We start from the raw sequence: 23,956 nt of genomic DNA, 5'->3' as shown, positions 1-23,956 counted from the left end.
AGTCATTATTTTTATCTACCTCAACCCCTTCCATTTCCCGGCCAGCAACCCGGCAATCACAACATTTCCCTTGTCCGAAGGATGCAAACCGTCGTAGGTCATGTTTATTGCTTCAACAGGATATGGATATTCGTCATTTTCCGGATCGAAAGGGACGGCTGTGTAACCCGGGTAGGTGTAATTTTCGTATTTGCCGGTTTGCGGGTCTTTCAGTCTTTTGAAATTCACCATGTTTTCAGGCGTAATGCCGCTGTCATGGTAAAGGTCTGCAACGGGAAATTTTTCCAGTTTGCCTATTTCAATAACAGCATTCGCAAACTCTTCCAGATCCTGTTCTTTCTTCTTCCGGTACGATCCGTAAGCATTGTTTTTGATATTATTGATATACACAAAATCACCACGCTGTAAGGGCGTCATCAAAATGATCCGGGCCTTTTTATTGAGATCTTTTAATTTATCAGTAATGATCCTGAACGCCCCGTAAACTGTACCTGTTCCGGTATGCTGTTCATAATCCGAAATGGTACCTACCGGTTTTCCCTGCCACCAGTCGTTAGTGCCCAGGAACACAGTGTAAACATCCGCTTTTACCAATCCGAGCGAATCAATATGATCGGCAATGTTGATGGAAGTCCAGCCGTTGTGCCCCTGATTGATATACTGAACACGGGGATATTTTTCTGTTATCAAAGTCAGGTATCCTTTGGTAAGCCTGTTGCCCGTTTCATCCTGATGGTCATTGAGGTAGGTAATAGAATCGCCGATAGCAACCCAGGTAATTTTTCGCGGTGCGGAAGCAAGGGTTAAAAGTATTAAAACAGCAAACAGAAGAAATTTTTTCATTCAGGTTCAGGATAAAATTCAGACGTTGAATATATTACAATTAACTAATCCGGGCAACTTTTTCATTCCAGATTGACATATACCGGATTTTCCATTCATCAGGTATAAAATTCAAAATTCTGTTCTAATTATACCCGATATGGTTTATAAGTTTGAATTAAAGATTCAATATGCCAGTAACCGGCCACAGGCTATAATGGCAATCCATATGATAATGGAAATTACGGCAGATATTTTAGTAAAAAAAGGAAGCTCTCCGGTCAATTTTACGGCTTTAAAATCTTTAAAGAAAAAGCGGTGAAAGACAAAAACATTCAATGCGGCAACAATTAATAAGCTCATTTTGAGCCAGAAAACAGGATCAGCCCCAAGCGATTCAGCATTGGTAATGAACAGCAATATTCCTGATGGGATAATAAACACCAAACCTCTTTGCGACCAGGGCAACAAATGGCCTGCTAATCCAGTCACCGGCAAATTTGCGGAAACCCCAAGCAAACGCAGATCAAACAAAAATGCGGCACCAACCAGAATGACTATACCCAGAATATGAACAATTTCCAAAACCGGGTATAGCCATAACGACTGCCGGATATAGACAGCCCAGGAAGAACTTTCGAGCCAGCTAAGATACTCCGGCACGGTTAACGCAATTCATATTTTTCGCCGCCTACAAATATTCTTTCGGCACGCATTTCTCCTTTTTTCGTTTTGTGCGGATAAGCAACTAATCTTACTTCCGTTCCTTTTTTGATCATATCAGCAGTCAGCCCCCGATCCGTCATGCGGCTTGTAGGAGCAAGAAAAACGGTATACATTTCCTTTTTGTATTTTACCTTCGCCAGCACATGCGGATTTTCATAAATTGATTCCTCAATGGTTGTTTTAAAATCCTGGGGTTTGGTCTGATCGTAATCTGCCCAGCCGTGGTGTAAGACAGTAAATGAAACACAGAGCAGTAATGTCAATATCAGTGATGCGTTTTTTAGATATTTCATAATCGGTCGAGTTTAGTATTACTTAAAATTAACCAAATCAAATTGTTATGTAAAAATACAAAGCAAAAATTCCTGGTTTTTACTTTTAAAAATAACCTGCTTACTTATAATTTCACTCCCTTTCCAATGAATGATTTTTACCAAATATTAGATAATCCGGTATGGAATGCTTTGCAGACCACACATAAAAACTACGCAAAAGGAACAAGTACAATACAAAAATATCCGGCAGATATGCTTCAGATACTGGGCTGCGAAAATCCTGCTGCTGCAAAACTCGAAGAAATAGAGCCATGGATGTCACCGGGAGAAAAATTATTTATGGTAGGTGAACTGGCGCCACTTCCGGCCGGCTGGAATATTTACAACAAAATTGAATGTGTTCAAATGGTATGTGAGAAAACACTTTTTCCCTCTGGTTCTGAAATTGATATTATTTCGCTCAATGAAAAAGACAATGAAGAAATGCTTGCATTGATCAATCAGGTACAACCCGGTTATTTCCATCATAACACGCGCTTATCAGGCAGATATTTTGGGATCAGACATGATAACAAATTGATTGCAATGGCTGGTGAGCGCCTCTGTATGACTGGTTTTACAGAGATCAGTGCGGTTTGTACCCATCCTTCATATACCGGAAAAGGATATGCCCGACAACTGGTTGCTCACATTACCCATACAAATCTGAGCGAAGGGAAATTACCCTTTTTGCATTTTGTAACCACGAATATCCGCGCCAGAAAAATTTATGAACTACTTGGATTTACAGAAAGGAGGCTTATTCCTTTCTGGGGCCTTACCTACCTGAACACGGATAAACCCGCCGGATAACCAATCTATTTTACAGAAAGTAACCGGAACAAATTGATCAATAGAAAAAATGAATTTAAACCGGAGCTGCCTGATAAGAGTTGTCGCGTACCTAAGGCACGCTGTGAATTTTGACTAACCCTATTGTTCAATAAATGAATTTTACTCCTTATTGCCAATAACCGGAAATTGCGAGATACGTAATTTAGTACAGCCGTAAGGCACAAGCGTGATTTCTTCTTCCTCGGCAGAAACTTCCATATTGTAGATCGAGCTGAATGGAACCGGTCCGGTCATTTCGTTATATAATTTCCATGAAGGAATACGTTTCGCTTTCGTTTTCATCAGAATGGGTGCATTTTCCAGATTCCATGGATACTCAGCAACTCCTGTTTTCTTTTCAATAGTATAAAATGTATTCAGTTTATTATCCGCGACATTGAACAGGCCATAATTCCATGGTGTGTTCGGGCGGACTTCATGATAAAACTTTCCATAATCAACAGGGTCCTTATCGTTGTTCACTTTTTTCATTTCCTCCCCTATTTTGAGCGCGTAAGTGATCGGCCCACGTTCAACTGACATGGAATTTTCGTACCACCTGTTTTTAAATATATGCATCGGCAATTCCAGTTCCACCACATCGCCGGATTTCCATAAGCGGTTAATTTTCACGATCTGGCTTGTTCCGGCTTTCTGAAATACTTCTCCGTTGATCTTTATAACGCCTTCCTTACACCACGCAGGAATACGCAGATGGAAAGGAAAAGTGACCTGTTTTGATTTTTCACCCATACCCAGTGTAAATTTTATCGTTTCCTCAAAAGGATAGTTCGTCTCTTCCTTGAAAGTAATGTCAGTACCGCCGGCCACTTTTGCGGTAACTTCACTTGGGGAATAAACCAAAGCAGCCACACCCTTATCCTCCGTTGTAAACCAAAGGTTCTGGGTAAATTTTGGCCAGCCCTGATGCATGTTGGAAGTGCAGCAAGGATATCCTGAAAGCAACCCATAGCAAAGGTCAGTACCGCCGTGGTTATCGGCGAAATTCCGTACCTGGCGCGTTGCCATTACCTGGTTCGCCTGCTGAAAATACTGCCGCCCGGTATAATCATCGGTCACCTGAGCCGGCAAAGCATTGAATGCAATCTTTTCCAAACGGTCAGCAAAGTCGACGTCACCGGTAATTTCAAGCGCACTTTCAAGTGTAAACATCATTTCCACGGCACTGCATAATTCTGAGCCCTGGGTTGGATTATTGCCATGCAAAGCTTCGTCGCCGCCATACAGGCCATGTGCCATTCCGTTGTATTTATCCAGGTCGGCAAATCCTTTTTTAACAGCGTTTACATACTTTTGTTCAGGATGCTGCTGGTAATATATAAGAGGCTCTTTTATTCCCTGCGCCAGATTGACACAATGAATACTGCCTTGTTTTGACAGCAAATCTGTATTTAAAAAGGCATTCGTATAATCATAAGTCTGTTTGTGAAGCAGGTCGCCCAGTTCCAGCAAAAATTTATCGCCGGTCATATCATAAAGCCAGTAAACGACCATCAGGTTATCGCCTGCGCGGAACTTCGCCCAATACGTCCAGTGGTCGAGCGGTTTTGCGGGAAGTTCTTTCAGCTGGTACCGAAAATAATTCGTCATCAGTTTAATAACCCTTTGATCTTTCGTCGCAGAATAATATTGTTTTAAAATTTTCAGCATGACCATTTTCGGCCACCAGTCCCGGCTGTTGTCCCGCTGTAATCCGGGCTCGTTCGGATAATCTTTTGAAGGGCCAAAATATCCGTCGGGCTGCTGACTGTTGATCGCCCACTCCACCCAGGGTTTTGTTTTTGCGATCAGTTCCTTATCATCCAGAAGGTAAGCAAGAGGCAGCAAACCGTCAATCCAGTACGGTCCTCGTTCCCATTGGTCGCCATCACCGCCAAGCCATCCGTTCCGCTGGTCCATTACCAAAGGATATAGTTCATCCAGATTGCCGGTTGCACCATTTTTTTGGCGTACAAGCATTTCCCTCAGCCAGCCTTGGGGCTTAATAGCACCAAGCGATAATTGCTGGTAAGTATTTTGTCGTAAAGCGGCCTGGACAGTTGTCTTGTTTTTTTGTTTTTTGGCAGGAACCTGTGCTATTGAAATGATTGCAAAACAAACGAAACAGGTCAAAAAAGTAACGATTCGGATCATCAGGAATGGTATTGTCTGTACTGGTATGTTCTTATAAATACAAAGATGCGGGTAAATCTACTATCTGTTGCGTTTATAAATCAGCGTTTACATGCATTTGTACAAAAAAATTGCCTTCCAGGTAAGTACCCGGAAGGCAATTTGAATTTAATTAGTTTAAGAAATTAATCCACAACCAGAACCCTGATTATTTCGGAAGCAGCAGCCGATTGTATCCTTAGCAGATAAGTGCCTGCGGATAAATGCTGGTTTGAAATATCCAGATCTGCTTTTGATCCTCCCTTTTTGTTTTCAGGCAATTTTAGGTTATAAATCCTGCCTGCTGCACTTACAAGCTGGATCTTGATATTTCCTGTATGCTGTCCAGACAATTCAACTGTGAACCGTTTCTGAACAGGGTTTGGATAAATGCCTGATTTTACAAATTCAGCTTTTGAAACCTCGGCAACATTTTCCTGTGCAACCCGTGCGCCAGGTGCAGGTGCCGGAATAACTTCGATTGCTGAGATCTTAGGCAAATTCACCGAACCAGTCAGGAAGTCGATGTTCAGTATACCGTCGGTTACTGTTACCGGGAAAGTTTCGAGCACCGGACGGACTGCACCGCCTGCTTTGGCATAAATATCGTAATCATCCAGCTTGCGGGTTCCTTCAATATTAACATGGAACTTCCGTTTGCCTATCGCGCCTGCCGGTTTTCCGGGAGCACCGAAGTAAGTTTCAGCGAAGTGCAGGATGACATTGAATGAGCCGTTCGTAACCGGAATGCTGTAATTGAAAGCAGCCGAAGAACGCTCGCTGCGGTATAGTACATCATCCGTTGTGTTCAGTATATCCACAGTTGAAGCAAGTGTTCCGGTAGCGTTCGTTCCGCCAAAGTACCTGTCTGCAATAAACGCGCGGTTACCCGAAGCCGTGAACGCCGCACCACCCGCATTGATCCTTATTGCAGCAGGAGCCACAGCACTTACTGTAACCGTAATTTGCTCATCATCTGTGAGAACCGGCGTTCCATTGTCAGTTACTCTGACCGTGAAGGTGAAAGTTCCGGCAGCAGTTGGCGTCCAGTTAAATATACCCGTTGTGGCATTGATCGCTGCACCAGCCGGGGCGCTTACCAGAGAGTAAGTTTTCGTCTGATTTGTATTAGCATCTGTTGCAGTTGCCGTGAATGTTAATGCCTGTCCAACCGTTGCAGTTTTGTTGCCAATCAGGGCCAGTACCGGAGCCGCATTTGTTGTGTTGCTCACTGTTACCGTAACCGGTTTTTCGTCTGAAAGCGCAGGTGAACCGTTGTCCGTTACTCTTACAGAAAAGTTGACAGTTCCCGCAGCAGTTGGTGTCCAGGTGAAAACACCCGTTGTGGCATTGATTGCCGCACCAGCCGGGGCGCTTACCAGAGAATAAGTTTTCGTCTGATTTGTATTAGCATCCGTTGCAGTTGCCGTGAATGTTAATGCCTGTCCAACCGTTACGGCTTTGTCGCCAATCACAGCCAGTACCGGAGCCGCATTTGTCGTGTTGCTCACTGTTACCGTAACCGGTTTCTCGTCTGACAGCGCTGGTGAACCATTATCCGTTACTCTTACAGAAAAGTTGACAGTTCCCGCAGCAGTTGGTGTCCAGGTGAAAACACCCGTTGTGGCATTGATTGCCGCACCAGCCGGGGCGCTTACCAGAGAATAAGTTTTCGTCTGGCCGGTATTAGCATCCGTTGCAGTTGCTGTGAATGTTAATGCCTGTCCAACAGTTGCAGTTTTGTCGCCAATCACAGCCAGTACCGGAGCCGCATTTACGATCGGAGCTGTTGGTACTACTTCAATCGCGGAGATCTTAGGAAGATTGACCGAACCACTCAGGAAGTCGATGTTCAGGATACCATCCGTTACTGTTACCGGGAAAGTTTCCAATACGGGACGGACTGCACCGCCTGCTTTTGCATAAATATCGTAATCGTCCAGCTTGCGGGTTCCTTCTATATTAACATGGAACTTCCGTTTGCCAATTGCACCTGCCGGTTTTCCGGGAGCACCGAAGTAAGTTTCAGCAAAGTGCAGGATGACATTGAACGAACCATTTGTAACCGGAATGCTATAATTAAATGCAGCGGAAGAACGCTCGCTGCGGTACAGTACATCATCCGTTGTGTTCAGAATGTCTACTGTGGTTGCCAGGGTTCCGGTACCATTTGTTCCGCCAAAATAAGTATCGGCAATAAACGTTCGGCTGTCGGAAGCATTGAACAGCGCACCACCAGAATTGATACGTATGGCAGCAGGAGCCACAGTATTTACCGTTACCGTAATCTGCTCATCATCTGTCAGTACAGGTATCCCATTGTCCGTTACTCTTATCGTAAAGGTGAAAGTACTCGCAGCGGTTGGTGTCCAGGTGAATACACCCGTTGTTGCATTGATCGCTGCATCAGCCGGAGCATTTACGAGAGAATAAGTTTTAGTCTGAGCAGTGTTGGCATCTGTTGCAGTAGCCGTGAAAGTCAGCGCCTGACCAAGGGTTACAGTTTTATTTCCGATCGCTGCCAATACGGGAGCCTCATTGACAATATTGTTCACAGTTACTGCAATCTGCTCATCATCTGTCAGCACAGGGATTCCGTTGTCCGTCACTCTTAATGTAAAGGTGAAAGTTCCGGCAGCAGCTGGTGTCCAGGCGAAAGCACCAGTTGTGGCATTGATGACTGCACCAGCCGGGGCGTCAATAAGAGAGAACGTTTTAGTCTGGTTCGTATTGACATCTGTTGCTGTGGCTGTGAATGTTAGCGCCTGACCAAGCGTTACAGTTTTATTTCCGATAACAGCCAGTACAGGAGCCTCGTTGACTACATTATTAACTATAACAGTAATTTGTTCATCATCAGTCAGCACAGGGATTCCGTCGTCAGTCACTCTTATTGTAAAGGTGAAAGTTCCGGCAGCAGCTGGTGTCCAGGCGAAAGCGCCAGTTGTGGCATTGATGACTGCACCAGCAGGGGCGTCAATCAGAGAGAACGTTTTTGTCTGGTTCGTATTGACATCTGTTGCTGTGGCTGTGAATGTTAGCGCCTGACCAAGCGTTACAGTTTTATTTCCGATAGCTGCCAGTACGGGAGCCTCGTTGACAATATTATTGACAGTTACTGTAATCTGCTCATCATCTGTCATTACCGGCAAACCGTTGTCCGTTACTCTTACTGTAAAGGTGAAAGTTCCGGCAGTTGCCGGCGTCCAGGTGAACACTCCAGTTGTGGCATTGATGACTGCACCAGCAGGGGCACCAACCAATGAGTAAACTTTCGTCTGATCTGCATTGGAATCCGTTGCAGTAGCTGTGAATGTTAACGCTTGTCCAACCGTTACAGTTTTACTGCCAATCGCCGCAAGTACAGGAGCTGCATTAACTATCGGAGCTGTTGGTATTACTTCAATTGCAGAGATTTTAGGCAGATTAACCGAACCACTCAGGAAGTCGATGTTCAGCATTCCGTCAGTTACTGTTACCGGGAAAGTTTCCAGCACCGGACGAACTGCGCCACCTGCTTTGTCATAAATATCATAGTCCGTCAGCTTGCGGTTGCCTTCAATATTTACATGGAACTTCCGTTTGCCAACTGCACCAGCTACTTTTCCGGGAGCACCGAAATAGGTTTCAGCAAAATGCAGGATGACATTGAACGACCCATTGGGTACGGGAATACTGTAATTGAATGCTGCCGAAGAACGTTCGCTGCGGTATAATACATCATCTGTTGTGTTCAGAATGTCTACTGTGGTTGCCAGGGTTCCGGTTCCATTTGTTCCGCCAAAATAGGTATCGGCAGTAAACACACGGCTGCCGGAAGCTGTGAACAACGCACCACCTGAATTGATCCGTATGGCAGTAGCGCAATTGGTTTCTTTCGTTACAGTTACCTGCTGCGTTTTGCTGCATCCTGTTACATCCAGTATGGTTACACTATAAGTACCGGGAGCAAGGCCTGTTGCCGTAGCACCCGTTTGGACAGGAGCAGTTGCCCAGGTGATCGTATAGTTTCCTGAGCCTCCGGTGATATTACTTACGGTAGCAGTACCCGTAGTTGCAGAACATGCAATTACCGGGGCACTTACTGCGAAAGCAAGATTATTGTTTTGCGGTATGGTAAACACTTTTGCAGTTTCACATCCACCAGCAATATTTTCTTTTACATAAAAAGTATAATTGCCCGCGGCCAGGTTTTCAAATACCGGTGACGACTGATACGTACCACCCGCTCCTATTTTATACAGGAAGGATGCTGCCGAAGAGTTGGTCACACCGAATACTATAGAACCGTTGGTTGCTCCGCAGTCAGAACCTGTCACTGCCAGCTGTGTGAGCGCAATAGCATTCGGACTTGGCGTGGCAGCAAAAATTTCCATTCCTGCCAATGCCAGGCGATTTACGGTCGGGTTAAATTTAATGTCCAGTATACCATCGGCTACTGCTACCTGAAAGTCTTTCACCATAGCTGTTTTATAACCATTTTCGCGGAAGATATCAAAATTGGCAAGGCTGGTCTGGTTTTCCATGTTGATAGTAAACACCCTTGATCCGACTGCTGTAAAGAAGTTTTCTACAAAGTGCATACGTACCATATAGTTGCCGTTTGCCAGCGGAACCTGATAACGGGTTTCGCCCAGATCGGCAGCTGCGGACAAATAAGTCTGATACAGCACGTCGTCATCCGTACCTGCTATTGGTGTTGCAGCGGGTTTGTCGAGCTGCACTGAACCTTGTCGGTAAGCTTTATCCGTTTCCCAGACTTTGCCATTAATAGTCACGTTCGCATCAGCACCGCCTTTAATACGTTTAACTACGGCAATGACATTACAGCTATTGTCGGCAATACCATAAAGCGGGATGCGGAGCGGCGAAAGGCTGTTGTTGTAATTGATCATCAGCGCGGCATTTTTAATACCCTGGGTGTTCGGCCTGAAAGTTACATTAACAGTAGTTGTTCCCTGTGGGGCCAGCGTCATAGAAGCCGGTGCCGCTACTGAAAATTCATTCTGGTTGGCACCCGTTATTTCTACACTTTTGATCGTTATCGAAGGATCAGTAATTCCATTATCGTATATCAGCCCCAGATTTTTCAGGTCAATTGTACGTGTATCCGTTGCACCAACCTGGCGGGCAGCAAATTCTACTGAGGAGGTAGTTGCTGACAACTCCGAGTAATTCAAAGCGCCGGTTTCAGGTTTGATGTTCGACACGTAGAAAACATTGTCCTGGTAATCGTAGTTGGTAACCAGCGGGTTGCCGATATAGTCATGACCAACCAGGTATGCATTTGGAATAATATCTCCGTCTGCATTGACTGCTTTCCATACACGCAATCCTATTTTACCTTCCGAATTACGGGTACGGTCAGAGTACGAACTTGCGGATTTAAATCCAAATATCCCTGTACCGGATGGCGTAAAGGTTCCTTCGGCCAGTACTGCTGCGGTTCCGTTTTTCTGAGGCAGTAAAGACTGCCCGTCCAAAGGATTGTGCGTGAATACATTCGTAACCCCGGTTGCACCTTTTGCATAATACTGGAATGTTTCTGTCGCAGCGCAACAGCCATGGTAAGCAGCCATCTGAACTACTGAAACAGGCTTGGTCGCATCAGCTCTGGTAAAGAAAGATGACATAATTTCATCTGTATTCAGGATCATGCTGCTTCCTGCGTTTGTACCGTCGTCATGCACAAACCCAACATTGGTTTTGAAACCGAACGCACTGATAATTTCACGTGCATAAGGCTCATTGTTGCCTTCTCCCCTTGCCTGCCACAATCCGTTCAGCATCAGGCTTTTCTTAGGCGCCTGATCGTCATTGGAAATAATGTTCAGTGTATCGGTCAGAATCCTTACGCGGCCGGAAGTAAAATTGGCAATAAACTGGATTCCCACCTCAACCGAACCATTGGAATTAAGCGTAATAGGAGCCGCAGTAGCAGGATCATACACAACATTGTTAATCGTTGCAATTTTCCAGGCAGCTGTATTCGAAAGGTTAAGGCTTCCTACATTAAGCACTCCAGTCCCTTTATTACTAATTTTCACTTTTACCACATCGTGGTTCCTGTTGTAGGCCGTGAATGTACCGTCATCGTTCGTTCTGCGCCATGGTGTCTGGATCAGTGAGAAAACCAGCCTGTCATTACCAGGGAATTTGTCAAGATTTTCCACTACCATGTTGGCATTGCTTGGTGCAGGCTGCACAACGGTAAAGGAAGACTGGCCGGTAATTGTTTCGTTACCGTTACCATCTGTTGCTTTGGCACGCAGTGTATAAACACCCGGTGTGCTTAGTAAAAGCGGTGAGTAATAAGGTGCATATGCAGCGTTATTCAAACTATACAATACCTGGGCTAATCCTGATCCGCCTAAGTCTGTGGCATTTACGGTTGCAATCACCTGGTTTTTGTAAACACCGGCGGACTGTAAAGTACCTTTTAACTGGATAGAAGCCACTGGTGCAATAAAGTCTCCCTCTGCAGTTGCCGCTTCAACGATTACAAAATTGATTTTTGAATTGGTTCCTCCGGTTGCATCAATTGTCAGCTTACCATCATTTACCTGGACCGTAGTGGTTGAAATCTGACTAGGTATGGCAGCGGTTGGTACAAAGTCGTTTATTACATTTACGCCTTCCACATTGATACGGTGTTTACTATCATAAAAGGACAGATCCCCTGCTCCGATAGTCACATTGTATTGGCCCGGGTTTACTTTTATTTCCCAGGATGCGGCACTTGTTCCCTGCATCAAAGCCAGGCCTCTCAACCTTAGTTCAGCTGTGGTGACAGCACGATCACGCATATTGGCCGAATTGTCTTTTGGCTCTTTCGTAGTCGGGTCAATCCAGCCGTATGTTCTTGTATCATTGTAAGGCAAACCGGCATCTGCAACATACCCGGCCGGTGTGGCAGCAGTTGCAAGCTGGAAGTTTACTTTGGTAGAATTGGCATTAACATCTGTTACACGCAAATTGACGGTTATGGTTGAACTGGCAAATTCGGAAGCAGCAGCTGTAACTGTCGTGGTGTACGTTCCGGCAGTTAAACCGGCTGTATTGATACCAAAAGACAAATCACCTATTGCGGGGTTCGGCAATGTAAGCCAGCCGGCATTTACTTTAGTGAACGTAATTGCTGCCGGTGTTCCGTTTTTAGCTTCCAAGGTAATGGATTTTGCTGCAACGGTACCATTGACCGGCGCGTTAAAGTCGAGAGTGGCCGCATTGAATGCCAGTTCTTTTCGTGTTCCGGCTGCAATTACATTTTTCAGCACGAACATATAATCCTGGTAATCACCATTTGAAGCGTCCTCAAAGCAGACCAGATAACTATTCGGCACAAGTTCACCCTGACGGTTTCTCAACGGATAGGTACGTACAGCATGAAGCGCCGGGCCACCTGCATTCAGCTGGTCTTCTGTATAGGACAAACGGTTTGCTATTCCTACCACATAAATTCCAAATGCAGCGGATTCAGGATTGAACTGATCGGTACCAGCCACGATCTGCGGATATAATACATTGTGCTGACCAAGTACACCTGAAAGTGTACCAACAATCGAGCGTACAGGCGCATTATTTGTTTTGGTATAAAATCCGAATGGCAGCTCCTGATTAGGTGAATAACGAGCAACTGGTGTTATGGTCACCGGCCCATTTCCGTTTTTCTCAAAAAGCTGCACCGGTACTTCTTCCCCTTTCATAGTAGTCTGAATACCACCTGCCAGGTTTGTCCAGCCGACATTGATACCATAGCCAAGAACGTTGACAACCGTTTGCAGCGGAGGTTCGTTGTCGCCTTCGTAACCATTCAGTGAAATAGCATATAAGTTAACATTGGTTACCGGAGAATTACCCGCATCACTATTGATAACAAGCGTTGCATTGAACGTATTTACCTCATTACCCGGTGTAAAGGATATCTGGAAATTTTTCGTTTCATCCGGAGCCAGCGATGGCCCTGCTACAACACCTTCTGCAATTACTGCCTGAACATCAAATTTGGCAGCATTGGTACCAGTGATACTCATCGCACCCAGATTCAGCGTTGTTTTGCTTGTATTGGTAATGGTAATCCGTTTGGTGGCCACAGTATTTTTAAGCGCATCGAAAACCAGTTCGTCGCTGCTTACTGCAATGGTCGCACCTGTTATCAGGTTGGTAACGGTCAAAGTTACAGGCAACGTTACACTTGTATAACCTGAGGCAGAAATAGTGACTGTGGTAGAATAAGTCCCTGCTGCCAGGCCGTCACCATTGATACCAAATGACAAAGTACCCAAAGCTCCTGCCGGTAATGTCAGCCACGGACTATTACCTGATTTCGTAATCGTTACTGAGGGTGAGCCTGTGCTTGCCGTTAAAGTAACTGTTTTAGGTGTAGTAATTGTACCTAATGTATGAGCAAAGTCAAGAGAGGTTGCAGATAAAGCAAGATCTTTGGCCACAGCCGTTTCAAAAGGTTTTACATTACGCACGATCACCACGATATCCTGATAATCCCAACCGCTGATGTGTTCCTCAGTTGCGATGATATATGCGTTTTCAATTACCGCACCTTCTGAATTTTTCAAAGGATACACCCGCACATGATGTGGTACTGCGCCGGTGAAAGTGTTCAGGGCATCTTCACTATACAGGTGACGGTTATTGAAATACGGCCAGCGTGAATAGAAACCGAACGACTCATAAGCCGGATCGAAAGTAAGTGTTCCGTTTGGTTGTACGTTTACAGTCTGAAACTGGCTGTTGTCAACCGTAAACAATTCATTTTTAGCATTTGGCAGACCTGAACTGTACCATCCGAAACCCGTAACAATTCCTGCCGGGTCTGTTGGCCCGAATACAGATAAAGGTTCGATAATGACAGGGCCATCTTCACCGCGCTGGAATTTCTGAATAGATACTTCTTCACCCAATATCGGAGCCGTGTAGTTCGTACTGTGAATGATGTTGGTGTTTTTGTTATCGTCACCTACATTCACAATGATACCATGAACATCTAAAACAGCCTGCAAAGAAGGTTCGTTGGTACCCGACAGACCGGCAGTTCCCAAACCACTCAATGATACTGTTTTCACTTCATTGTTTGTACTCGTTACCAGAATGCTGGCGGTTTTCACACCTGCTGTTGTAGGGTTGAATGCGATGTTGAAGGTGATAGCACTTCCACGCGCGATTGTCACCGGTGAAGCTACACTTGGATTCGGTGCGCCCGTTAACTGGAACTGGTTTTTGTCCGTACCATCCAGTGTAATTCCTGTCACTGTCAGGTTACTGTTACCTGTATTTGCAACCGTGATCGTATGGGTTTTGCCAGCGGCACCACCTATTACATCGTTTTCCACGATCTCAGCCGGGCTTACTGCCGCAATCCCAACCTGGGCCGAAGGAGCCGTGGCTTTTAATAGAACGATCTGAGCAGTTTTTCCACTGATATTATTCCAGTTGTATTCAATTACATACAGGTTCCCCGTCTCAACATCTTCGGTAATATCCAGCGGATTGGTAAACCCGGAAAGTCCTGAAATACCGTTTGTTCCTGAACCGGTTTGTGAGCCGATAATGTCATACACCTTATCATCGCTTTCTGCTGAATTAATCGAAGCATCCTTAGCCATTGCACCTGGTTCAAGTACGATAATATCACTGCCACCGCTGAAACGGCAAACCAGGATACGGCCTTTCAGACTTCCCCCAAAAGCATTGCTTTTGTATTCAATTACTCCATTCGGCGATTTGTTTAATTCAAAGTTAAAAGCAGCAGGACGATAATTTGCATCCGGGCCTTGTGTTGCAGGATATTTAGGATTGTCCAGATAACCGCGGTTGGCTACATATTGTCCACGGAGCGGGTTAGGATGGCCATAGTAACCAACTGGTTTCAGCGGGTTTACACGGAACAGCCAGTCGTTCTGTACTTTTACCGCTGTTGTTCCAATGACAACCGGGCCATTATAAGGAGTACCATCCGGACGGCGCGTACCCACGACAGATGCAGGTGAATTTCCACCCGCGGCAGAACCGTTGGCCGGTACATAAAGCTGGCCATTTGAGTGCCACAACAAATCGAAGGCATTTCTTACACCTGATGCATAAATCGTCAGTGGTGAAGTAGAAGCGTAAGGATTGTAAGTACCATCCGACATGCGCATATTATCTGCCGGCGCTGCGTTGATCAGTGCCTGGTTGGCAGTAGTACGCACATCCAGTGGCAGGGTTATGCCTGCAAGCTTGCTCATATCCAGACGCATTACCGTTGCGGCCAGCAGACTTTCATCACGTTGCCACGCACCATCATAAACCCCCATTGAACTGTTACTACCCTGATTGAAATACAAGGCTCCATCAGGCCCGAAAGCAATACTGTTAACAAGGTGATCTGCTTTTGATCTTGGTAATTTTGTTAGTATCTGCTGTTCTGTTTCCAGATCGGCACCGGTAAGTTTAGAAATATTACCATCAAATTCCGGTGCATTCGAGAGACCGGCGCTGCAATGAGATATCCAGGCAATCAGATTGGTAGCCGTAGATGCCGGGTCAAAGGTCAGACCGACAGAGGATCTTGAACCGTATTTGGCAGTAATCGATTTGATTTCAAAAACGGACGATAACATACCTGTTTCACGGTCAACGTTGAAACGTTCAATCACACCATCGAGACGCAAAGCATAGAATTTACCATCGGGCCCGAAAGTCAGGCTTGTATATTTTTTACCAACTGTTCCCGGAATAACCTGCTTTGGAGCAAATTCCGCAGTAACCGGATTTGGTGTACCCGTTGTTGTGCTTCCGGTTGTAAACGTCGCTTCGTATGGAAGGAAAGCGGCACCACTGTATGACTTAACCTGGTTCGTGATGACGAACCTGTATTTTGTATTGGCTTCCAATGCAAATACAGGTGAGAAACTGATCGCATCTCCACCGCCAGTTCCCTGCACGATACCCTGTATTTCAGTAGTAGCAGTACCTACAACTTTAAGTACCTTCACAGTATTCACGGTTAGTGTAGAATTATCCACCCCGCCTTTGAAACCCGATACTTCCGGCACGATCAGGTTGTTGGCCGCAATACTCGAAATGTTTACACTCACATTGGTAGCACCATTAGCTGGTGTTGAGGAAACCACATAAGGCTGGTTGGCACCCGGCGCCAATACTGTAATATGTATAAGCGTACCTGCGCTCGTGTATCCTGCACTCGAAGCCGTAATGGTAACCGTGTAAGTTCCTTCGGCCAATCCTTTGGCAGCAGTATAATCAAAAGTTACATTCGGTTCGTCCCCGTTGTGGGTTGCATCAAAAGACAGCCAGTTTGCAGCACCTTCACCATAAACGGCGGTGAGTGAAACTGGCAGGCTAGCCTGGGTAGTAGAATGGTTAAGGTCGAGAGAGAACGTTTTATTTGCCTCTGTTGTACCTTTTTCAATAACCAGGTTATGCTCACTTGCAGACCATACCAGATAAGGAACCATATCTACCGGAGTAATTAAAGCAGAATTGATCTTGGTATTCGTACCGCCATCCGCATTGATAGTCAGAAATCCGTCAGCTACTGTTACCCTAACTTTTCCTGACCTGAACCGGGCGGTTGTACCCGCCGTTCCTGTTGGGACAAAATTAGAAATTGCATTGACGCCCTCTACATTAATAGTATGGATTTCAGGAACCGTACCAGGATCAGAATCACCTGCGGATACCGTTACATCATAAGAACCATTAGGCACTTTTACTTCCCAGTAACCCTCGGTTTTGGTTCCGTTGAATGTACCTGCTATGTCATCCGCCTGCATGTGCATAAAAGTTGCCAGCAACAGATCGGCAGGAGTTGTCCTTTTACGTCCGTTACCCGGTATAGTACCACCCACTGACAGATCCAGCAAGGTAGCGTCTGAACGTTTCCGCCATCCGTATTCCAGGTTGGTTCCCTGGTTTGTACCGGTTTTCAATCCAAATGGCTGTCCGTAATCTTTAACCCATCCTGTTGGTGGTACAGTAACCGGATCCTGGAAGTTCACTTTAATTTCCTGAGCCAGAGCTGGTGAAGAAATCGTGAGGTTAATTAATAAGGTAGCAGGCTGGTATCCCTCAGCGGTTGCTGTAACTGTGGCTTCATGAATCCCAGGGGCCAGGGTAGAGCTGAAATTAGCAGGGCCGAATGCCACATTGCCAAGACGGGCTGCGGGTAAAGTAAGCCAGCTGGCAGAAGTACTTGTGAACGTAACCACCGGACTGCCTTCGGACGAAGAAAGCACTGTGGATTTTGCCGTAACCGCTTGTCCCTGAATGGCCGAAAAGTCAAGCGCATTCGGTGAGAAAGCCAGCACCTTGCCAGCTGTTGCATCCTGCGTTATAGAGAAATTATCAAAGGAATAAGTAACAGCGGTACCTGCATTACGGTGTGTTGCAAAAATCCCGCCATATAACGCTTTGCCTGCCAAGGCCATATCAGTGATATCAATAGCGGATGGGTTAGAGGCAGAGGTATAAGTTGCACCTGTGTTCAGGTAGGTTACACCGTCGGTTGAGTAAAAACCTTCCAGTTTATTCGTAAACAAATTCAGAACCATACGCAAACGTACTGTCTGGTTGTTCAGCCCGGCTATAACAGCTGTAACACGCTGGTCAGGATTGGTAGCAGGTAAGGCGATAGAACTGGCATCGTTCAATTCTTTGCGCAGTTCGACTGTGTTACCGGTTACTACCAGCTTTACAAAAGTCCTGTCATTTAGTCCTACCCATAAACCTCCCTGTTGAGAACTGGTACCATTTAACGGCCTTACAATCGTCGTTTCAAAAATAAGTTTACCGCTTGAAGGAATACCAACTCCCAACGAATTGATCTGGTTATTAGCAGGAGCAGTACTGAATGCAATGCCCTTACTGGTCAGAATATTCAGCAAACCGTCGGTTACTGTCAGTCTGGATGGTTCATATCCTATTACTTCGGAAGTAGCAGCACCATCTGCTGAAAGACGGGTACCTGTATAAGCATCAACCATCGTGAAACCGGTTGCAACCCTGTTTTTATCTATAAGTCCGCCTTCCTGTCCGTCGAAATTAAGAAGGAACGGCAAGGTTACACTGATCTCTTCGCAAGGTAAAGTACTGATCGGAAGACAAGGTATAACAACAGGTGCAGGCTGGATTGTGACCATGAACGTAGCGCTTACCGAAGCAAGTGCCCTGTCTATAGCCGTAACACGAACCGGAACATTTCCTGCTTCGGCAGGAGCCGTACCACTGAATGTCTGGTTGGTAGCGTTGAATTGCAGCCAGGTTGGCAGCGCAGTACCGTTGGCCTGTGTAGTGGTATAAGTAAGCACATCTCCCGCATCCGGATCAGAGAATGATCCGGTCAGGAATGAGAAAATCTGGCCTGCCGTATAAGTTTGGTTTTCAGGAAAAGTAACAACAACAGGCGTACGGTTTACAGCCTGAACCGTGATTGCAAACTCAGTATTTGCAAATTCCTGTCCGTCAGTAGCAGTTAATTTGATCGGATAAATTTTTGCCGCAGAAGGTGTACCACTAAAAGTGTTAGTGGCTGTATTAAATGTCAGCCAGGCTGGTAAAGCGTTGCCATCAGTCAGCGTTGCTGAAAGTGTAAGCGCATCGCCGTCTTCATCCGTAAATGTAGCGCCCGGAACAATGAAACTGAAAGCACTACCGACTGGTGTATTAATATCTGTTACAACAGTAGCAACAACTGGTGCGTGATTTAAAGGAGTAGTAATGTAAGGGCCAACAGAGAAATTATCAAAGGCAAAAGTGACAGTACCGGTTCCGTTCCGTTGTGTACCAAACACTCCGGCATAAACCTGTGTGCCGGTAATGCCCATACCCGCAATGTTTAGGGTTTTTACAGAATACGCCTCCCCTACATTGATATAGCTAATTCCATCAGTCGAATAAAACGCTTCTGCAGTGTTTGCCACCGGATCAATGACCAGCCGCAGGCGTACCGTCTGATTCTGGAGACCGGTGATCGTATTCGTAATTCTGCGGTTTACATCAACCAGGTCAGCGATTACCGGCGATACATCATCAGTTTCTTTTCTTAATATAACCTTGTTATTGTTGACCGAAAGGCGTAAAAAAGTTTTATCATTCAAACCATACCAGATCCCACCCTGTTCGTCATTAGCTGCCTTTACAGGATTGATTATAGTCGTTTCTACAACAAATGGTGCTGCACTGGCTGCGAACCCTACACCCAGACTGTTGATCTGGTTATTATTGGTTAAGATTGAAATTCCCTTATGTGCACGTATGTTCAGTCTGCTGTTCGTTACTGCAAGGTAATTAGGTTCGTAACCCCTTATGACCGATGAGGCCAAACCATCATTTGATACCCTGGTTCCTGAATAAGCGTCAGCCATAGTAAAACCAGTACTTTTTCCTGCATTGTCAATTAAGCCTCCTTCTGTTCCACTGAAAGTCAGGCTGAAAGGAATTGTAACATTAATCTGGTTACAAGGTAAGGAACTGGTCGGCTCACAATTTGTAGCAACAGGTGCATTTACCGTCAATGTGAAATCTGAACTAACAGAAACATGACCGTCGTATGCAATTAATTTAATCGTGTATCCTGCCGTAGCAGAAGGTGTTCCGCTGAAAGTACTGTTAGCTGCATTGAACGACAACCAGGCTGGTAAAGCATCCCCGTTTGCCTGTGTTGCACTTAACGTCAAAACATCTCCGTCCGCATCTGTGAAAGTTTCAGCGGGAACTGCAAAAGTAAAAGCGGAGTTAACAGTGGCTGTTTTGGCTGTAATAGCATTCGCAACCGGTTCATGATTAACAGGTGTGGCGTTTACTGTCAGTGTAAACTCGGTGCTGACAGAAACATGTCCGTCATTTGCAGTTAGTTTAATGGTATAATCATCCGCTGCCGTTGGTGTTCCGCTAAAAGTATGGCTGGTCGTATTGAATGACAACCATGCCGGCAAAGCATCTCCGTTTGCCAGCGTGGCACTTAACACCAAAACATCTCCGTCTGCATCCGTGAAAGTGGAGGCAGGAACGGCATAAGTAAAGGCATTGTTTACAGTTGCTATTTTGGGGGTAATGGCAGTTACCACCGGTTCATGATTTACAGGAACATCTACCGTCAGAGTAAACTCTGTGCTGATAGCTTCGGCGCCATCGTTTGCAGTTAGTTTAATTCTATACGTGTCAGCAGCGGTTGGCGTTCCGCTAAAAATATGACTTGCAGAATTGAATGATAACCATGCCGGTAGAGCCTCGCCATTTGCCAGTGAAGCACTTAGTACCAAAACATCTCCGTCCGCATCTGTGAAAGTGGTTGATGGAACTGTGAAGTTAAAATCAGTATTGACCGTTACCGTTTTCGCAGTAATTTCGGTGCCCAAGACCGGCGCGTGGTTTGGCGGCGTTACCTGATTTACCTGAATCGTTACGGGCACTGTAACAGATTTAACAGGAGTACCGTTGTCCGTCGCCTGAACGGTTAAAGAATAATTGTTTTTAGCAGTATAGTTCAGGACATCCGCCAGTGTAATAATACCTGTGGCTGTATTGATCGCAAATTTGTTCCCTTCGTTTCCTGCCGTAATTGCATAAGTGATCACCTGATCAGCAGCATCCGAAGCAGTTACTGTTCCAATGGTTGTACCCACCGCTGCATTTTCATCCTTGCTGAATGTATAGGATGCATTTGCAAAAACCGGTACCACATTTTCCGGAGGAGCAGGCAAAATTTCAATTGTATTAATAATGGCCTTATCAACAGAAGAAGTAAAGTCGATGTTAAGTACCCCATCAGTTACATTGGTAGTATACGATCTTGTAATCACGACCTTTGGTGTACCGTTAGGCCCTCCACCAGCGGCGATCAGATCCAGATCATCCAGCGCCTTTGCACCTTCTATATCCACATCAAATATCCGGAACCCGATCTTTGTTTGAAAATTATCGACCATTTGCAGGTTGATCGTGTATCGTCCGTTGGCAATCGGAATATTATATTTTAAACTGGTTCCAAAACGGCGGTCATAGTAAAGCTGTGGTACAGGTACAACAGTCGCCAAAGCATATTCAGTATTGGATACTTCACCAGGTACGATCGTATATAAATCATCCGCGCTGTACACAGAAGTTCCAACTGTACGTGCTGTGCTGCCTCCGGCATTGATACGGTATGGAGCAGTTACCAAAGGAAAATCGCGCTGTTTTACAGAGTAGTTATCAAATGTATAGGTTGGGGCAGTCGAACGGTTACGCTGTGTAGCGAAAATGCCTGCATATACCGTTTTTCCTGCTAAACCAATTCCCGAAATATCTATTCCCGGATAGTTGTTTGTGTTGGTATAAGTGACACCAGTGCTCACATAGTTGATTCCATCCGTGGAGTAAAACCCTTCTACCCTGTTATTGATAAAATCCGCAACCATGCGTAAGCGGACCGTCATTGAGTTTATGCTTGTGATTGTTCCGGTAGTACGCTGATCAGGATTGGTAATATCGCCCCGGTCTAAGGTTACATCATTGAATTCCTTGCGTAGTTCTACTTTACCTCCGGCGACAACCAGCTTCAGAAACGTCTTATCGTTTAGCCCAAACCATAATCCTGCCTGCTCGGATGAAGTGGATGTAGTAAGTGTAACAGGATTAATAACCGTAGTTTCCATAACAATGACACCTGTAGTCGGAATCCCAACTCCTAATGCATTAATCTGGTTGTTAACAGCTGCAAAATTGATTCCGGGAGTTGTAAGAATTGCAAGTGTTCCTGCTGTTGGGGAAATAGTCAGTTTTGCCGGTTCATAACCTCTGATGGAAGAACTGGCCGTACCATCCGCAGAAGCCCTGGTTCCCGAATATGGATCAACCATTGTGAAACCGGTTCCTCTGCCGTTTTTGTCGGATAAACCGCCTTCATTGCCGGTAAAATTCAGGATGTATGGAAGGGTGACCGCAATCTGGTTACAAGGAAAAATACTGTTGGGCGGACAGCCTGCAGAAACCGTCAGTGTAAATTCTGTGCTTACCGAAGCTTTGCTGTCACTGGCAGTTACCTTAACGGTCAGCGTTCCCATCGCGGTTGGTGTGCCACTTAGTACTTTGCTCGTTGCATCAAACGATAACCAAACCGGCAATGCACTTCCATTAGGCAGGGTAGCTGTTAAAGTCAGCGCGTCACCGTCGGGATCAGTAAAAGTACCAGCCGGTATTTCAAGTGAAAAAACGGTACCTACTGTGGCTGTTTTGCCTGTGATAGCTGTGGCCAATACCGGATCATGGTTAACGGGAGCAGAAACGGTCAGTGTGAATTCAGTATTTGCTGATACAGTACCATCATTCGCTATCAGCCTGATCGTGTAATTCTCGGCAGCTGTCGGCGTTCCGCTGAAAGTGCGGGAAGTTGGATTAAAAGACAACCAGCCCGGAAGTGCATCTCCATTTCCCAGCGTTGCGCTGTAAGTCAGAGCGTCGTTGTCTTCATCCGTGAATGTAGTGGACGGGATTACTAACGTAAAAGCAGAGTTAACAGTCGCAATGGCATTGACAACTGTAGTTGCTACCGGAGCGTGGTTAACATGCGCAGCCGGTGAAACTGTCAATGTGAATTCGGTATTTACTGATACAGTACCATCATTCGCTATCAGCTTGATCGTGTAATTCTCGGCAGCTGTCGGTGTACCGCTGAAAGTCAGGGAAGTTGGATTAAATGACAACCAGCCCGGAAGTGCATCTCCATTTCCCTGCGTTGCCCTGTAAGTCAGTGCGTCATTGTCTTCATCCGTAAATGTAGTGGACGGGATTTCGAGTGTAAATAATGCGTTCGCAGTTGCTGTGGCAGGTGGAATTGCTGTCGCCACCGGTGCATGGTTAACAGGAACGGCGGCTAAAACTGTTATTGTAAAATTAGTACTAACGGCAGTTTCCCCGTCGCTGGCACTGACCTTAATAATGTACTCCTCTGCTGTTTGTGGAATCCCTTCAAAAGTATGGGTTTCCGGATTAAATGTTAGCCATTCGGGAAGTGCGCCATCGTTGCCAAGTGTTGCTGACAGCGTTGGGTCGCTGCCACCAGTATTGGTAAATGTGCCGGACGGTACTCCAAAAGTAAATTGCACACCAACCGTAGCACCCTGATTGTCAATTGATTTCGCTACTTCGGGTGCATGGGCAAATACACCGCCAGGCTTAGGGCGATGATTTTTTTCTTCCAAATGAATGGGTTTTTTACTTTCAGATGAAAGCAATGCAGCTGTGTTATGGGCTACAAATTCTTCGATAGGTTTAGTAAAAAAACTGATGGTTCGGCCAAAGTTAAATGCGTGTGATTGCACACTGACTATAAGCCCTATTACAATAATCAAATGCCAAACCCGCGGGATAACACGTAAGGTCTTTTGAATAAAGGAGTATCCTTTTTTCATGATTTAAAGTTTAGAAATAATTAGATGGTGAATAATTAAAAACTTAATTAAATTTTTTCTGTAAGCGCAATCCTTGGGTACTCAATAATCCGGTGCAATACACAGGTTAAATTGTGTAAGTTATAAGTAAATGTGAGTTCAAAAGAAAGTGTGAATAGCGGGATAAATTTGCTCTGATCTGTCAGAAGATGAGTCTTTTACAGCACTATACATGCCAAAATGGGTATGTATACCGGCATAGCTGAAAAAATTGCATGATTGTTTATAAATCATGGAAGCCTGGCAGAGCGTTGAATGGGAAGAACAGTACTTAACGTAGAATTTTTTTATCATATTCATTGAGTTGAGCAATTTGACGAACAATTGATAACCTGCTGTTTAGACGAAAATCGATTCTGTATAATCCTGCTGTCCGGTGGGTACAGATTTAAAGCGGGCAAATAATTTTATTCACTGCTTTTAGGATCATTACAAAGCGAACTGCAACATATTCAACGGGTTATTTAATTTACTGATTAAAGAGGGTGGCAAATAAAAACTTTCGTAAACCATTACGAACCAGAGTGTTAAATTAATAAATCAATTAATTACAGAGATAAATGGCCAGCAAAATTGTGATTTTTCACAATGACTGGCTCTGTACCGCTAGAATTCAAAATTATGCTAAATGATTATTAA

At 45.2% G+C, this 23,956-nt stretch carries 6 protein-coding genes; 1 reads left to right on the top strand and 5 read right to left on the bottom strand.

Going from position 1 to position 23,956, the window contains the following annotated elements:
- Positions 1 to 15: 15 nt before the first annotated feature.
- The 3 genes from KZC02_RS27485 to KZC02_RS27475 all read right to left on the bottom strand — a co-directional run bounded on the left by KZC02_RS27485 (position 16) and on the right by KZC02_RS27475 (position 1,841).
- On the bottom strand, positions 16 to 843 hold the full coding sequence (locus KZC02_RS27485) for an SGNH/GDSL hydrolase family protein (RefSeq protein WP_221391598.1): 828 nt from the start codon (positions 841 to 843) through the stop codon (positions 16 to 18).
- A gap of 165 nt (positions 844 to 1,008) precedes the next feature.
- Positions 1,009 to 1,485, bottom strand: a complete 477-nt coding sequence (locus KZC02_RS27480) for a DUF6644 family protein (protein WP_221391597.1) — start codon at positions 1,483 to 1,485, stop codon at positions 1,009 to 1,011.
- 2 nt (positions 1,486 to 1,487) lie between these two features.
- Entirely contained in the window at positions 1,488 to 1,841 is a 354-nt protein-coding gene (locus KZC02_RS27475; protein ID WP_221391596.1) for a DUF6152 family protein, read from the bottom strand.
- A gap of 126 nt (positions 1,842 to 1,967) precedes the next feature.
- Here KZC02_RS27475 and KZC02_RS27470 point away from each other — a divergent pair, with 126 nt between their 5' ends.
- Entirely contained in the window at positions 1,968 to 2,675 is a 708-nt protein-coding gene (locus KZC02_RS27470) for a GNAT family N-acetyltransferase (protein ID WP_221391595.1), read from the top strand.
- Between the two features lie 141 nt (positions 2,676 to 2,816).
- On the opposite strand, the gene KZC02_RS27465 is transcribed toward KZC02_RS27470, so the two are convergent.
- On the bottom strand, positions 2,817 to 4,850 hold the full coding sequence (locus tag KZC02_RS27465) for a beta-L-arabinofuranosidase domain-containing protein (protein ID WP_221391594.1): 2,034 nt from the start codon (positions 4,848 to 4,850) through the stop codon (positions 2,817 to 2,819).
- Between the two features lie 164 nt (positions 4,851 to 5,014).
- Positions 5,015 to 23,278 (bottom strand): putative Ig domain-containing protein, encoded by an 18,264-nt coding sequence (locus tag KZC02_RS27460; protein WP_221391593.1) that lies wholly within the window; start codon positions 23,276 to 23,278, stop codon positions 5,015 to 5,017.
- Between the last annotated feature and the right edge of the window lie 678 nt (positions 23,279 to 23,956).

Origin of the sequence: Dyadobacter sp. NIV53 (assembly GCF_019711195.1) — a bacterium.
Lineage (GTDB): Bacteria > Bacteroidota > Bacteroidia > Cytophagales > Spirosomataceae > Dyadobacter.
This window is presented reverse-complemented; position numbering and strand designations above follow the sequence as displayed.

Coding starts and splice junctions, on each gene's coding strand:
- KZC02_RS27485 (WP_221391598.1), bottom strand. CDS start 843: ATGAAAAAATTTCTTCTGTTTGCTGTTTTAATACTTTTAACCCTTGCT.
- KZC02_RS27475 (WP_221391596.1), bottom strand. CDS start 1,841: ATGAAATATCTAAAAAACGCATCACTGATATTGACATTACTGCTCTGT.
- KZC02_RS27470 (WP_221391595.1), top strand. CDS start 1,968: ATGAATGATTTTTACCAAATATTAGATAATCCGGTATGGAATGCTTTG.
- KZC02_RS27465 (WP_221391594.1), bottom strand. CDS start 4,850: ATGATCCGAATCGTTACTTTTTTGACCTGTTTCGTTTGTTTTGCAATC.
- KZC02_RS27460 (WP_221391593.1), bottom strand. CDS start 23,278: ATGAAAAAAGGATACTCCTTTATTCAAAAGACCTTACGTGTTATCCCG.